This is a genomic window from Methanofollis sp. (assembly GCF_028702905.1).
Lineage (GTDB): Archaea > Halobacteriota > Methanomicrobia > Methanomicrobiales > Methanofollaceae > Methanofollis.
On sequence record NZ_JAQVNX010000053.1, the window covers coordinates 1 to 14,090 of the forward strand.

Genomic DNA, 14,090 nt, shown 5'->3' on the forward strand with positions numbered 1-14,090 from the left:
GGCATCGGCGATCGGGGCGGCGAGTTTCCGCACCGATGTCTTGTTCGTGGTGGACAGGGTGAAATCTGTCATTGGTTGTTCTCCTGCCAGGACTCCCGGGATGTCACAGGCATGACTCCCTATGACCCGGGGTAATATATCTCTGCCTTAACCGCGGGTGGTCCTGGAGGAGGTGGGCCTCCATGGTGTCTCCTCCTGACGCCGGAGACAGATCCTGGCGCTCATGGTGCACAAACCTCTTGGAAATGGTGCCGGGAGTTCAAGCATCGCACAGATATCGAAGACATTCTCGATCGCAGTGTGGAGATGCCGTCCCTGACGGTCCCGGGGTGTCCTGTCCTGCGCAGGGTTCTGTCCCCCCGATCCAGAATACGCCCGTATCGGCCCCGGATCGGAGACTCGCACCCCTGATCCCGGGCCATGACGGGAAGATCCGGGGATCCGGGCAGACCTGACGCCGTGCACGAAACAGGACGAAATCCGGCAGGACTCCCCGCCCCCTGGCCGTCGATATGAGCGGAGGTACTGCCCTCTGCTCTCCCGGCCCTGTTTGTGCCCGGGAAAGGGACGGGAGTGCGGCGGTAAATCGGGTGAATCCCGGAGATCTCCCTTTTTTGGCGGGGTTGCTGCCCGGGGATATCGAGGACGGCGCAGATCCCGATCAGGAATGGACATGTGGTGTGGCGAGGGTCGTCGGCGTTCGAAAAAGGCGTACCTGGAGAAACCCTTGATCACGCTCCTCCCGATGAGCAGGGGGCAGGAACACACGCCATCGCCGCCCCCCGCCTATCCTCACCTGGGGGTTGGGGGGTCTACCCCCGGCGTGTGAGAGGACAGGTGAGAATCTTTTTGTTGGGGTGGCCCTTCTGAATATTCGCCTTCCCACATCCTCATGCCGGGGGCGCTGCCCCCGGACCCCTGGCCAGGAAGGCAGAGGAGAGGGCGGGAAAGAGGGGGTGTCGTCCCGGCGCTCTCGTCGTGAGAGAGTACAGAATAGTTTTCCACGGCCAGAGATCTCCATCGTCCAGGTACATTCTCCTGGCGACCTTTTGTTCTTGACGTGCCACTATGGAGATCTTGTATTCTCGCAGGGCGGACCGCGGCCTCCCGAGAAAACCCTATCCTCACATCAAAATGTTTATGGCATCACTCTGGAAATACTCTGGAGATATGCGGTGTGCGATAATCGTCCTCTGCCTCCTCCTTGCCGTCCTGCCTGCCGGCGCCCTGGCAGGGGATCCTATCTGGACATACTCCGCACCCTCGGAGATCGCCTGCCTCACCCTCACCCCCGACGGCTCGCACGTCCTGGTCGGCGGGGAGAGACTCTGCTTCCTGGCCGGCAACGGCACCCCCCTCTGGGAGCAGTGGTCGGCGGAGATGACGGCCTCGTCTGCGGACGGCCGGACGCTCGCCGGCGCCGGCGGCCTGGATCTCGCCCTCTATGCCGGCGACGCCTCTGTGCTCTGGAAGCAGGATCTGGCTTCAGACTGCGTGGCCCTTGCCCTCTCTTCAGACGGCAAGAGGCTCGTGGTCGCGGACCTCGTTGGCGAGGTGCACTTCTATGATGCCGACGGCACCCTCAGGGCCACGGTTGACACCAGGGGCGATCCCGAGGACGAGGAGGACGAGTTCCAGTCCCGGGTCCGCGCCATCGCCCTCTCGGGGAAGGGCACGTACGCCGCGGTCGTCTCCAGCCGCGGCCTCTTTTATTATACGGGCACAGGGAGAAGACTCTGGACACACGAGGGCATGCTGGAAGGGGGCACCGCCGTCGCCGTCTCCGGTACAGGGGACGAGGTCGCGGTTGCCTCCGATGCCGGCGTCCGCCTCCTGAACCGCACGGGCGCCCTTCTCTGGACGCACCCCTCACGCCGCCCTGTCACCGCCCTCGCCGTCTCTGAGGACGGCTCCCGCGTCCTCTCCGGCGCACAGGACAACACCCTCGCCTGCTTTGACAGGGAGGGAGAGATACTCTGGACCTTCACCGCCGAAGGCTGGATACGCGACGTCGCCGTCTCGAAGAACGGCTCCCGCGTCCTTGCCGGGTCCATGGACAAAGGGGCCTACCTCTTCGACGGCGACGGCAATCTGCTCGGTACGTACACCCTCGCTGGCTGCGTCGGCCATGTCGCCCTCACCGCCGACGGCACCGCGGGCGTCGCCTCCTCCTCCCGCCAGGTGATCGGCATCTCGACTGTGACGCCGAAAGCGGCAGCGACCGTCCCGACGGTCGCGGAGACCCCGGTACAGACGCCCGGGGTCCCGGGGACCACAGAGACAGTGACACAGACAACCGCGATCCCGACTGCGGCCGCCCCGACGACTGACAACCCGGTGGCCACACCCCCCGGCCCTGAAGGGAGTTCCATGCTGCCCCTCCTCCTTGCCTGCCTCCTTTTCGGTGGCGTTGCCCTCGGTGCCGGCTACCTGCACCGGCGGTGGAGACCGGCACCCCCTCCTCTCGCGGAGGAGGCGCCGGCAGAGGCCGCCCCTCCAGTAACGGAGGAGGAGACACCTGCCGCACTCCCCTGGGAGGCCTCTCTGGATGAGGGAAAGGCGCAGGAGGCGGCCAGGCTCCTCTCGCGGCAGATGGTCGCCCTGATCGAGGAGCGCACAGGGGCCCGCGTCCTCCTCACCGCCGACGCCCTGGATGCCTGCCCTGACCAGAGGGGAGGCCTTGCCTGGTTCTTTGCAACTGCAGACCGCCTTGCCTATGCCCCGGCCCCCCCCGAGAGGGAGGAGGTGGAGATCCTGGCGGCGGCGTACCTCAGTCTTGCAGAGGAGATCGGGTAGAACAGGCATCCCGACTTCAGGCTACAAATGCGGCCCCCCGAGTACTATCTCCTGTCATGCCCTCACCCGCGGCGTGGACCTGGCAACCATCGGTGTCTCCCCGGGTCCATGGGGGAAGAAATATATTTCCGGACTGCATGGATGAGTCAACCATGGCCGCATCACTGTCATCATATATTAAGGGGGGAATGAAGGAGTCTTCCCGGATCTTCTACTCAGAAGCCTCGAAGTTGAATACGTCGTTTCTTTCCAGGATACCTTGCCGCCCGACGACCCTCGTCTTCAATATCACCGACAACTGCAACAGCCGGTGCATCACCTGCCGGCAGTGGCGGCATGCCTCTGTCGGGGAAATGGACACGGAGGAGGCGGGCGAGGTCCTCGCTCAGGCGAGGGCCCTCGGGATCCGGAATATTGAGTTCGCCGGGGGCGAACCCCTCCTGCGAAAAGACCTGCCCGAGATCGTGAAGATCGCCGAAGACCTCGGCTTTGCCGACATCTCCATCACCACGAACGGGCTTCTGCTCACCGAAGAGAAGGCGGTCTCCCTCATCGAGAGCGGCCTCGACGGTTTTTCCATTTCCATCGACGGCACGGCCGCGGTCCACGACACCGTCAGGGGAGTGAAGGGCGGGTTTGAACGGAGCACTGGCGCCCTCAGAACCTTGATCGGGCTTCGTGACTCCAGGTACCCGGCCCTTGCTATCACCATCGGGACGACCGTGATGAAACCGACCTTCCCGGAGATTCTTAATATGGTCAACCTGGCCAGAGAACTCAGCATCACCTGCGGCTTCAACCTCCTCAACACCTCGCTCTATTTCTTCAGGGACGTCGACACGGCAGAACTCTGGATCCCGGAGGACGAGAGGGACAGGCTCGACGACCTGGTCGCCGAACTCCATCGGATCAAGTCCACGCACCCGGGCCTGATCAGCAAGAGTTACTCCTCTCTCGAATATATGAAAGCATATTTCCAGAACCCCAGGAGGGAGGACATACCCTGCCACCTCGGGTACGAGAAAGTGTACGTCGGCCCGCACGGCGAGGTCTACTCGGGGTGCTGGGCCCTGCCCCCGATGGGCACGGTGAGGGAGACGCCCCTGCCCGAGATCGTCTCCTCGGATGCGTACAGGCAGAGGCTCAAGGAGATGTTCCTGAAACAGTGTCCTGGCTGCAGCTGCAACTACTCGACAAACCTCCTGTACCACCTCCCCTCTCTCTGCCATGAACTGAAGTGGCGGGTGAAGGGGCGGCTGGCCAGGAGGAACTGAAAGCCCGGATCCTGTGGCCTTGAGAGCCCTCACACCTCGGTTCCCCTGCCTTCTCTATTATCGCACGCCAGGGGCAAGCCCTCGCCCAGCGAAGGGGAAGGGTGCGGGGCCGCCCCGTCACTCCCTCCTGAAGTCGTCGTCGAAGCGGACGATGTCGTCCTCTGAGATGTAGTCGCCGTTCTGCACCTCGATCACCTCCAGGGGGATCAGCCCCGGGTTTCCCAGGCGGTGCTTCACCCCGGCCGGGACGAATGTGCTCTCTCCCGGGCGGACAAAGAAGGTGCGGCCGTCATTGGAGACCTCGGCCATGCCGCGGACGACGACCCAGTGCTCGCTCCTGTGGTGGTGGAGCTGGGCCGAGATGCGGCGGCCCGGCAGGACGGTGAGGCGCTTGATCTGGAAGGAGTCGTCCTGCAGGAGGACGGCATACCGGCCCCAGGGGCGGTGCACCGTGGTGTGGAGGTCGCAGCGCCCGTCGCCCCTCTCCTTCAGGAGGGTCGTGATCTCGCCGACATGCTGGGACTCGGTCTTCGGGCAGATCAGGAGGGCGTCGGCCGTGTCGACGATCGCAAGGTCGGAGAGGCCGATCGTCGCCACCAGGCGGTCGGAGATGACCAGGTTGTTCCCGCTGTGGATGCCCAGGTACTCTCCCTTCACCGCGTTGCCGTCCGTGTCCTTGTCGCTCACCTGGTACAGGGCGTCGAAGCTCCCGACGTCGCTCCAGGCTGCGGCCAGGGGCACGACCGCCGCCCGGTCCGTCTTCTCCATGAGCCCGAAATCGACCGAGATCTTCGGGGTGCAGGCATAGGCCTCCGCGGGGGGGCGGGTGAAGGCCTCTGCCACGGCCGGCGCCAGGCGCCGGCACTCGTCCATGAAGAGGGCGGCAGGGAAGACGAACATCCCTGAGTTCCAGAGATAGCCGTCGCGGACATATGTTTTCGCCGTCTCCAGGTCGGGCTTCTCGACGAAGGCGTCGACCACATAGCCCCCGGCGAGGGTCCGGCCAGGGCGGATATATCCATAGCCCGTGTGGGGCGAGGTCGGTGCGATCCCGAAGGTGACGAGATGGTCCTTCGCGAGCGCCTCGGCCGCATGGAAGGCCTTCCTGTACTCCTCTCCCGGGAGGATCAACTGGTCCGAGGGGAGGACTGCGGCGGCCGCGTCCTCCCCCTCCTTCAGGATCTCGGTCATGCCGTAGACGATCGCGGGCAGGGTATTTTTCCCGCTGGGCTCGACAAGGACATGGCAATCGGCACCGACCGCGGCGAGCTGGTCCGCCACCAGGAAGCGGTGGGCCTCGTTGGTGATGACAGAGATCTCCTCGGGCCTGGAGAAGAGGAGGGCCCGCTTCACCGCCTTCTGGAAGAGGGATTCCTTCTCGAAGAGGGGGATGAACTGTTTCGGGTAGCAGGTCCGGCTCAGGGGAAAGAGCCTGGTGCCTGAACCACCTGCAAGGATGATCGTCTCCATGGACGGCGGGTGTAGGCGGGGATGGGGATGAGGGTTGCGATCAGGGGATCCCCCCCGGTGCCTATATATACCGCTGTGGGGTCAGGAGAGATCGCCGCGCCCCCTGGCAGGACAGGAGCATGACCGGAGATGTCTGCCTGAACAACCCCTTCTTCCCCTGGGAATTCCATGGAACTGGAGAGAGCCGCTGCTGGTACAAAGGGACTGTCTTTGCCGGCGGCACCCTCCTTGACGGCAGGGAGACCGCCACCCTCCTCCTCTCCGCGCCCTGGGACGATCCTGACAGGATCAGGACCCTCCTCGAGTCCCTGAACGGCGAGTACGCCTTCGTCGTCGAGACGCCCGACACCCTCGCCGCCGCCGTCGACCGCCTGCGGAGCATCCCCCTCTTCTCTGCCGGCACAGGAGAAGGGCTGACCGTCGCCGACGACCCCCACCTCCTTGTGGAACGCCTCTCCCCGCCCCTGAGCCAGGAGTCGTCTGCCGAGTTCCTGGCCGCCGGCTTTGTCACCGGGCCCCTGACACTGTACCGGGGGATCAGGCAACTCCAGGTCGGCGAGTGCCTCATCTCCCCCAGGCGGTCCGGCGCCGCCACGACCGTCAGTTATGCACAGTTCAGGCACGGCGACTTTTTTGCCGACGGCGACCTCACCGGCAGCCTCGACGACGTCTTCCTCCGGGTCTTTCGCCGCCTCCTTGCATCGTGTGAAGGGAGGCGGATCGTCGTCCCCTTAAGCGGCGGCCTCGACTCCCGGATCATCGTCGCCATGCTCAGGCGCCTGGGTGTCGAGGACGTGACCTGCTTCTCCTATGGCGTGAAGGAGAGTCGCGAGGTCCGTATCAGTCGGGAGGTCGCCAGGGCCCTCGGCTACGACTGGCACTACGTGGAGTACACGAAGGAGAAGGTCCGGGCCTGCTATAGGGGGGACGCCCTGAAGGAGTATCTCCGCTATGGCGGCAACCTCTCCTCTCTCCCCCACACCCAGGACTACCTGGCCGTGTGCGAGATGCGGGAGGAGGGGGTGGTGCCGCCCGGTGCGGTCTTTGTGCCCGGGCACAGCGGGGACATGCTGGCCGGCAGCCATATCCCGCGGGAGTACGGCAGGCCGCAGAGATACACCCTCGAAAAATTCCTTGCCGACACCCTGGCGAAGCACTACTCCCTCTGGGCCTGGGACGACCCCGCCCTCCTGGCCCTCTATTCTGAGAGGATCCTGATGAGTGCCGGCTGCCCAGACGTCCATGACGCCGGGTCCTGCGCCGACGCCATCGAGTACTTCGACTTCAAGGAGAGGCAGGCGAAATTCATCATCAACGCGGTCAGGGTGTACGAGTACTTCGGCCATGGCTGGCGCGTGCCCCTCTGGGACCGCGAGCTGATGTGGTTCTTCCAGCGCGTGCCCCTCCCCCTCAGGCTCGGTCAGGCGCTATACAAGGACTACGCGGCCCGCGTCCTCTTCACCGGCGACCTCGCCGCGCTCGGCGCGATCGAGTGCACGACCCGCATCAGCGATGCGATGCCGGGGCCACCCCTTGTCGCCCGCGTCCGTGCCCTCCACCACCACCTCTTCGACCCCAGGTGGGGGAGGTACTTCGCCGTGCCCCCCCTCTCCAGGCTCTATCTCCTGAGGATGCGGGATGCAGGGTGCCTCGGCGCCCTCCCCCGCCGGGTGGTCGTGAACTCCGGGAATGCCAGGCACCCCTATGTCCCCCTGGTCGGTTACCAGGCCCTCAGGTACCTCTCCCTCTGTAGCGATCAGAGGAGGCCCAGTTTTTTCAGGCAGACCACGCCCAACTCATAGGCAGTGTCCGCACCATCGACAAAAAAAGGCCTGAGATCGCGCCTGTCGAAGAAGGCCAGGGAGACCGGGCCTGAGAGGTTGCGGAAGAAGGTGCGGTGATAGCCCGGTCTCGTGAGGAGGTTGATGATCTCGTGCTTCAGGTACACCAGGTGGACCTCCCTCTCCTTCTCCTGGACCTGCACAGGGACCTCAAGGCCGGCGGCGTCGAGGTACTGGGCATACTGGACGTTCACCCCAGAGAGGTTGCCGACCCGGTGCCACATCATGGAGCGGAGGTTGATCTCCATCAGTTTGTACCTGCCGTCCCTGGCATCGTATTTGAACTCAGGCTCCGCGATGCCGACGATGTCCATCCCTTCGAGGAGACGCCTCCCCTGTTCCAGCACCTCGGGCGGCGCCTGGTTGGAGGCGCTCGCAAAGATCCCGAAGTTGTCCGGGTACTGGGAGAGTTTTTTCCCTGTCCATTCGCTCAGGATCCTGCCGTCCCGGTTCCGGTAGCCGACGTACGCATAGATATTCGAGCCTTCGCCCGGGACGACCTCGGAGGCGAGGAGGGGGACACCCTGTTCGAGGGCGGCGATGATCCTGGGGAGCTGTGCGTCGTAGTCGTCCCTGTCGGAGATGACGAGGTTCCTGAAGACGTCGGATTTCAGGTCCTCCCTTTTGTCGGGCTTGACGATGACAGGGAAGGGGACAGAGAGGATCCGCTCGGCGTCCTCCACCCGCTCGATAGGGGCCGTCTTCGGGTACGGCACCCCCAGCGCCTCGCAGCACCTGTACTGATAATACTTGTTCAGGCAGAGGCCCAGGTTGGCCGGGTTGATCGGGAGAAAACAGAAGGACCCGACCTTCCCGGCAAGGGCGTCCAGAACCTCCAGGTGGACGTCGTCAGTGGGGTAGACGACGACCTGCCCGTACTCCTCGCCAAGTTTTTTCAGTTCGGCGTGGACGCTCTCCTCGGTGGCCTCAGCGCGGATGAACCGCGTGATCTTGTTGCTGTACGCCCCGGGTTTTCTGTTGTGGTCGAGGAGGACGATATCGCCCACGCCCCGGTCGTACAGTTCCTGGATGATGGAGTAGCCGTTCACGTACCCCCCCATCACCAGGGCGCAGCGCTCCTTCTTCATCGCAGACATCCCCTCTCCGCGCCGTGAGGACGCCCTGCCGAAACAGAGGCCCCCTCTTCGTCTTCTCCGGTGACTCCTCTTGTCTGGTCCTGTCTGAGCATCGCATGGAGACGCTCGTCATCGCCGCCATTCTGATGGTCCATCGTACAAAGACCTTGCGGGCATTTTTCGGGTCTGCCGGGCTGCAGGGGAATGGAGCCTGCAGGATCGGGGGTCGGCGCCCTCTCTACCTTTCGTGACAGGGTGTATGCGGGTGGACCGGAATAGACCTGTCTCTGGAGACATTTTATATCTACATTTGCATCTCCCGGACAGAATACCCCTGCCTCTCCTCCTGGTGTCCGCCCTCACCGGGATCCGGGCCGGTGAGGCGGGGTATGAGGCCGGGTATTTTTTTCTATATTTTGATAATTATCTGTGTTTATAGATTCTGATGATACGTGTGTTGATACAACGGTGGGCGAAAATTCTAAGAGCTATGCGCGCCTCATGTGGTCCGGATGATCCGTTCGAAAGATGACTACTTATTCTACATGAAAGCAGACAAAATTTCGTCAGGAATTGGGCGGGCAAGACCCCGGCCATTGATAGGGGACGATCTGTGGAAATTCCAGTTGCTGATGAGGAAGTGCGAGTACTGGAACAACTGCCTGAAAAATATCAGCCCTGCCCATGCCCTGTTCTATTATACGCTCCAGTACAGGTACCACCAGATGTCGGTGCGCCTCGGCTTCACCATCCCCCTGAACGTCTTCGGGCCCGGCCTGTCCATCGCCCACTACGGCCAGCTCGTCGTCAACAGCGCCGCCGAGATCGGGGAAAACTGCCGGATCCACCCGGGCGCCAATATCGGGTCCCATGACGAGACAGCCCCGAAGATCGGGAATAATGTCTATATCGGCCCGGGCGCGAAGATCTTCGGCGACATCACGATCGCGGACGGCATCGCCATCGGCGCCAACAGCGTCGTGAACAGATCTTTTCTTGAACCGAATATCTCCATCGCCGGCGTCCCTGCGAGGAAAGTCTCTGACACGGGGTCGCTTCCCTATATCGTTCGGGGCACCGAGGCCCTCAGGGGCCAGACTCTCTGACCTCCCCATGTCGGGTTTTGATTTTCCGAATGCCCCCGTATCGAGGACCGGGCCATACAAAGGATAATATAGAGCAAATCGAATCTATGCTCCATACCCCATGTCGCGTTTTGTCACCAATGTCCTGAAACTTGTCTCAGGCAGCGTCATCGCCCAGGCGGCGGGCGTCCTTCTCATCCCGGTCATCAGCCGCCTGTACACCCCTGACGACTTCGGGGTCTTCCAGGTCTTCCTCTCGATCGCCGGGATCCTCGCGATCATCTCCTGCTTCTCCTATCACCTTGCCATCATGCTCCCGGGGGAGGACGAAGACGCTGCAAACCTCGCGGTCCTCAGCGCCGTCCTGGTGGTGGCGACATCGGCCGTCAGCGGTGCGGTCCTCATCCTCTTCGCCGAAAATATCGCGGCCGCCCTGAACTTCCCCGCCCTTGCCGGGTATATCGGTCTCATCCCGGCCCTCGTCCTCTTGAACGGCCTTTTTTTTGTCCTGAACTACTGGCTCTCCAGGCGGGAGAAGTTCGGCACTGTGGCAGGGGGCAGGGTGGCGAACTCCCTGGTCAACAAGGGGGTGCAGATCGGGGCCGGCATCGGCGCGGCCTCTCCGCTCGGCCTCATCGGGGGGGCCGTGGCCGGGTACGGCGCCGCCGACATCCTGATGCTTGGCGAGGTCAGGAAGGATCGGCACCTCCTTTCGTCAGTCACCCTGGCGAGGGTCAGGGCACTCGCCGTCAGGTACAGGAAGTTCCCGATCTTCACCTCCTGGTCGACCGCGGCCAACGAGGTCTCCCGCCAGATCTCCCCGATATTCCTCGCCTTCTTCTTCACCCCGGCCATCGTCGGGCTGTACTCCCTCGCATACCAGACGGTGAGTCTCCCCCTCGGCCTCGTCGGCACCGCGGTCTCGCAGGTCTTCTTCCAGAGGGCGAGCGAGGAGAGGAAAAAGACCGGGAAGATCGGCCCCATCGTGCAGGAGGTCCACAGGCGTCTTGTCGCGATCAGCATCTTTCCCATGCTCCTCCTGCTCATCATCGGCGAGGAAATGTTCGTCTTCTTCCTTGGCCCACAGTGGTATGAGGCTGGTTTCTATGTCAAACTCCTCGTCCCCTGGATCTTTTTCATGTTCGTTTCGTCGCCGCTGACGACCATCTTCAGCGTGCTTGAGAAGCAGGGGGCCGGCCTCGTCTTCGACCTGGTGCTTCTGGCGTCCCGCGTGGTCTCCCTCACCATCGGCGGCATGATCGGGGACCCTGTCATCGCGATACTGCTCTTCTCCCTGACAGGTGCGTTCTTCTGCGCCTTTATGAACCTCTGGCTCCTGAAACTCGCGGGCCTGGACTATCTCAGGGAGTGCTACCTCTGGTGCACCGACCTCGCGGTCGGCCTCCTGATTGCGGCGCCCCTGATCGCGGCCAAACTCCTCTCCCTGCCTGCTCTGGCCCTCCTTGCCATTGCCTTTGTCGTGAGCCTCGTCTATTATGCACGGGCCGTTGTCAGGGATCCGTTTTTGAAAGGGTGGGTTGCCGGATTTTATCAGGAGATAAAAAGATTCATTAACCAGTCGTCACGATAGGGGGGTGATATCCATGAGGATTGTATATACGGGGGATTTCTCGGCAAGCGGCGTTTTTTTCGACCAGGTACAGGCAGGGGAGGAGATCTTCGACGAGCATATCAGGGCCCTTCTCCGTGACGCGGACGTCTGCCACATCAACCTCGAAAACCCCATCACCGATGCCCTGCCCAGGCAGAAAGAGGGTGGCACTGCCAACCTGAAGGCGCCCCTGAATACGGCCGGGTACCTGAAGGAGAGGCATGTCGGCATCTGCACCCTCGCGAACAACCATATCATGGACAGCGGGCGTGCCGGTGTCGATGAGACGGTCAGACGCCTGGGGGAGAGCGGCATCAGGCACTACGGCGTCGGCGGTTATCCTGAATATCTCATGGTCGGGCATGGCGGGACGAAGGTCGCCCTCATCGCTTCATGCCACCGGGAGGGCCCCATGTGGGAGGGGGGGACGCCGGCCCCGTATTATTTTGACCTCAAAAAGATCCGTGCCCTGATCAGGGAGGTCAGGGAGACCGAAGACCCCGACGCGGTCATCTACAATTACCATGGCGGCACCGAGTACAATATCGTCCCGGAACCGAAGAGACGGGCCTTTTTCCACGAGATCGCCCGTGCCGGGGCCGACCTGGTCATCGGCCACCATGCCCATGCCCCGCAGGGCGTCGAGATTGTCGACGGGCGGACCATCGTCTACGGCCTTGGGAACTTTTGTTTCGACGTCCCGACCCATCACAATGTTTCGTACACCCGCGACTCGTACTGCCTCGGGGTGGAGATCGGGGGTGGCGGCGAGATCGCCCTCAGCCGGTACTACTACCATATCGACCTGGAGAAGAGGATGATCATCCTCGCAAACGACGGGGCCAGGCAGGAGTGTTTCCGGCGGCGCCTCCAGGTCTTCGACTCGGAGGAGCAGTACCGGCAGGCGTGGTACAGGGACGCGTTCAGGGTCTACTGCACGAACCGCTTCCCGAATGTCTCGCGGTCCCCTGCTGCCGCAGGGCAGGCGGGCGGGAACGGGAACTCGATCGAAAAAGGTGCGGTCTTCAGGAAGATGCGGGAGAGGGGGATGGGCAGCGTCCCCGCGGCGGCGATCAGGACGGTGGTGTCTGACCTGAGGCACGAGAGCCTGCGCCCCTTCTTTTTCGGCGCGATCCGCCACCTCATCAGGGAGAGAGCCGGTCAGACCCGCTGAGGGCCTGCCGCCCGGATCGTCCGGGCAAGGCCGTCCTCAAGCCCCCACTCGGGCGCCCACCCGAGGATCTCACGCGCCCGCGTGATGTCGGCGCACGAGTGCCTGATGTCGCCTGCCCGCGCCTCCGCGTGCCCGACCTCCACCGTCCTGCCCGCGGCCCGCATCATCGTCTCTGCAAGGGCGTTCAGGGTGGTCGTGCGGCCGCGGGCGATGTTGAAGACCCCTTCGGCACCGCCCTCCATGGCGCGGAGGTTGGCCCTGACGACGTCGGCGACATAGACGAAGTCCCGCGTCTGCTCGCCGTCGCCATAGATGGTGATCGGTTTGCCCGCGAGGATGCGGTCGGCAAAGATCGAGATCACTCCCGAGTACGGGGAGGAGGGGTCCTGCCGCGGGCCGAAGACGTTGAAGTACCGCAGGCAGACGGCCTGCAGGCCGTACAGCCGCGAGAAGGAGGCGGCATAGTGCTCGCCCGCAAGTTTGGAGACGGCGTATGGCGAGAGGGGTTCGGGGAGCATCCCCTCTCTCTTCGGGAGTTCGGGGCTCTCGCCGTAGACAGCCGAGGAGGAGGCGAGGACCACCTTCCGCACGCCCGCGTCCCGTGCCGCGAGGAGGACATTCAGGGTGCCGGTGAGGTTCGCCTCATGGGTGGCGAGGGGGTCGGCGACAGACTTCGGCACCGAGGCGATCGCCGCCTGGTGGAAGACGCCGTCGGCACCGGCGAAGATCTCCTGCAGGAGGGGGAGGTCGGCCACGCTCCCTTCCACGAGAGTGACGTCGAAACCCCTGAGGTTCTCCGGGTGGCCTGTCGAGAAGTCGTCGATGACGACGACCTCGTGCCTGTCTCTGAGTGCCTCGGCGATATGGGAGCCGATAAATCCTGCGCCGCCGGTGACGATATATTTCATCGGGAGGTGATGGGGCGCCTGATGACATAGAGGTGACGGTTGGTGTGCCACCGTTCTTGCCGGAGCATCAGGATAGGGATGGGATGCTCTCCTGCTCTAACGTTCCGGGGCCAATCCTGAGGGGGTTGCGAGCTTGAGAAAATCTTTGGTCTTCTCGACTCCCTTCGGTCGTTCTCCCGGGCAATCGAAAACCTTCGGTTTTCTCATGCTCGCTGTCGCTCGCACCCCGCTCATGATTGGACCCGGGAGGGGTAAACACGATATTCTGAAGAGGAGTCTGCCATCCACTCTCCTCTCGTAATGGTGGGGGGACCGGGGGGTGAAACCCCCCGGAACAGGCACCAGAACAGGATTTTTCAGAACCAAATGTGAGGAATTTCATCGATATGACATATGTTTCTGGTCTGTTTTGGGATGACCTCTTTGATAAAATGTTTTGGAAAAACCCCCTACTTTTGTCGGGTGATACCTCTGATCCCACAGGGAGAAGTGCGGATCCCCTGTCACCCCCGAAACCCAGATATTGGGCTATGGAAAAACCCTCACCCAGGGTACGAGCGTGACTCAACCGCCTTTCTGCATCTTCGCGCCGGGGGCTCTCTCGAAGATCAAAGATCTTCTCATGTTCCCTCCGGTCGCCCCCCGGAATTGCGATTGGGTCAGGAAGGAAAAATCAACGAACATGAAGGGGGAGTTGCCGTCCCCGGCCCTATCCTGATCTGGGTGCGAGCGATAGCGAGCTTGAGAAAACGGGAAAATCGAAGATTTTCTTGTTCTGGCAAACCTCTGATTTGCCGTTGACCGTAGGTCTTCGAGCGGTCGGCCCCCCGCAGAGATGGCCATCCAGAGGATTT

At 62.8% G+C, this 14,090-nt stretch carries 10 protein-coding genes; 6 read left to right on the plus strand and 4 right to left on the minus strand.

Annotated features, from left to right (window positions below; all coding sequences use genetic code 11):
• The first annotated feature begins 1,170 nt into the window (after positions 1–1,170).
• Positions 1,171–2,796 (plus strand): PQQ-binding-like beta-propeller repeat protein, encoded by a 1,626-nt coding sequence (locus PHP59_RS07620; protein WP_300165656.1) that lies wholly within the window; start codon positions 1,171–1,173, stop codon positions 2,794–2,796.
• A gap of 188 nt (positions 2,797–2,984) precedes the next feature.
• Complete coding sequence (locus PHP59_RS07625; RefSeq protein WP_300165658.1) at positions 2,985–4,070, plus strand: radical SAM protein; 1,086 nt, start codon at positions 2,985–2,987, stop codon at positions 4,068–4,070.
• A 117-nt stretch (positions 4,071–4,187) separates the two neighbouring features.
• Here the strand turns inward: PHP59_RS07625 and PHP59_RS07630 are convergent, their stop codons facing one another.
• Positions 4,188–5,540 (minus strand): mannose-1-phosphate guanylyltransferase/mannose-6-phosphate isomerase, encoded by a 1,353-nt coding sequence (locus PHP59_RS07630; RefSeq protein WP_300165660.1) that lies wholly within the window; start codon positions 5,538–5,540, stop codon positions 4,188–4,190.
• Positions 5,541–5,659: 119 nt separating this feature from the next.
• Here PHP59_RS07630 and PHP59_RS07635 point away from each other — a divergent pair, with 119 nt between their 5' ends.
• A complete protein-coding gene (locus tag PHP59_RS07635) occupies positions 5,660–7,342 on the plus strand; it encodes an asparagine synthetase B family protein (protein ID WP_300165662.1) in 1,683 nt (560 codons plus the stop codon).
• On the opposite strand, the gene PHP59_RS07640 is transcribed toward PHP59_RS07635, so the two are convergent.
• Positions 7,297–8,478, minus strand: a complete 1,182-nt coding sequence (locus PHP59_RS07640; protein ID WP_300165664.1) for a hypothetical protein — start codon at positions 8,476–8,478, stop codon at positions 7,297–7,299. The genes PHP59_RS07635 and PHP59_RS07640 overlap by 46 nt on opposite strands.
• A gap of 611 nt (positions 8,479–9,089) precedes the next feature.
• Here PHP59_RS07640 and PHP59_RS07645 point away from each other — a divergent pair.
• From PHP59_RS07645 to PHP59_RS07655, 3 genes are all read left to right on the plus strand, one after another.
• Positions 9,090–9,563: a serine acetyltransferase gene (locus tag PHP59_RS07645; protein WP_300165665.1), complete on the plus strand. Its 474-nt coding sequence runs from the start codon at positions 9,090–9,092 to the stop codon at positions 9,561–9,563.
• Positions 9,564–9,663: 100 nt separating this feature from the next.
• Positions 9,664–11,133, plus strand: a complete 1,470-nt coding sequence (locus PHP59_RS07650; RefSeq protein WP_300165667.1) for a lipopolysaccharide biosynthesis protein — start codon at positions 9,664–9,666, stop codon at positions 11,131–11,133.
• Positions 11,134–11,146: 13 nt separating this feature from the next.
• A complete protein-coding gene (locus PHP59_RS07655; RefSeq protein ID WP_300165669.1) occupies positions 11,147–12,328 on the plus strand; it encodes a CapA family protein in 1,182 nt (393 codons plus the stop codon).
• On the opposite strand, the gene PHP59_RS07660 is transcribed toward PHP59_RS07655, so the two are convergent.
• Positions 12,316–13,236, minus strand: coding sequence for an SDR family oxidoreductase (locus tag PHP59_RS07660; protein WP_300165671.1), 921 nt, complete (start codon positions 13,234–13,236; stop codon positions 12,316–12,318). The genes PHP59_RS07655 and PHP59_RS07660 overlap by 13 nt on opposite strands.
• Positions 13,237–13,800: 564 nt before the next feature.
• On the minus strand, positions 13,801–14,090 hold a 290-nt coding region (locus PHP59_RS07665), incomplete at its 5' end, for a hypothetical protein (RefSeq protein WP_300165673.1).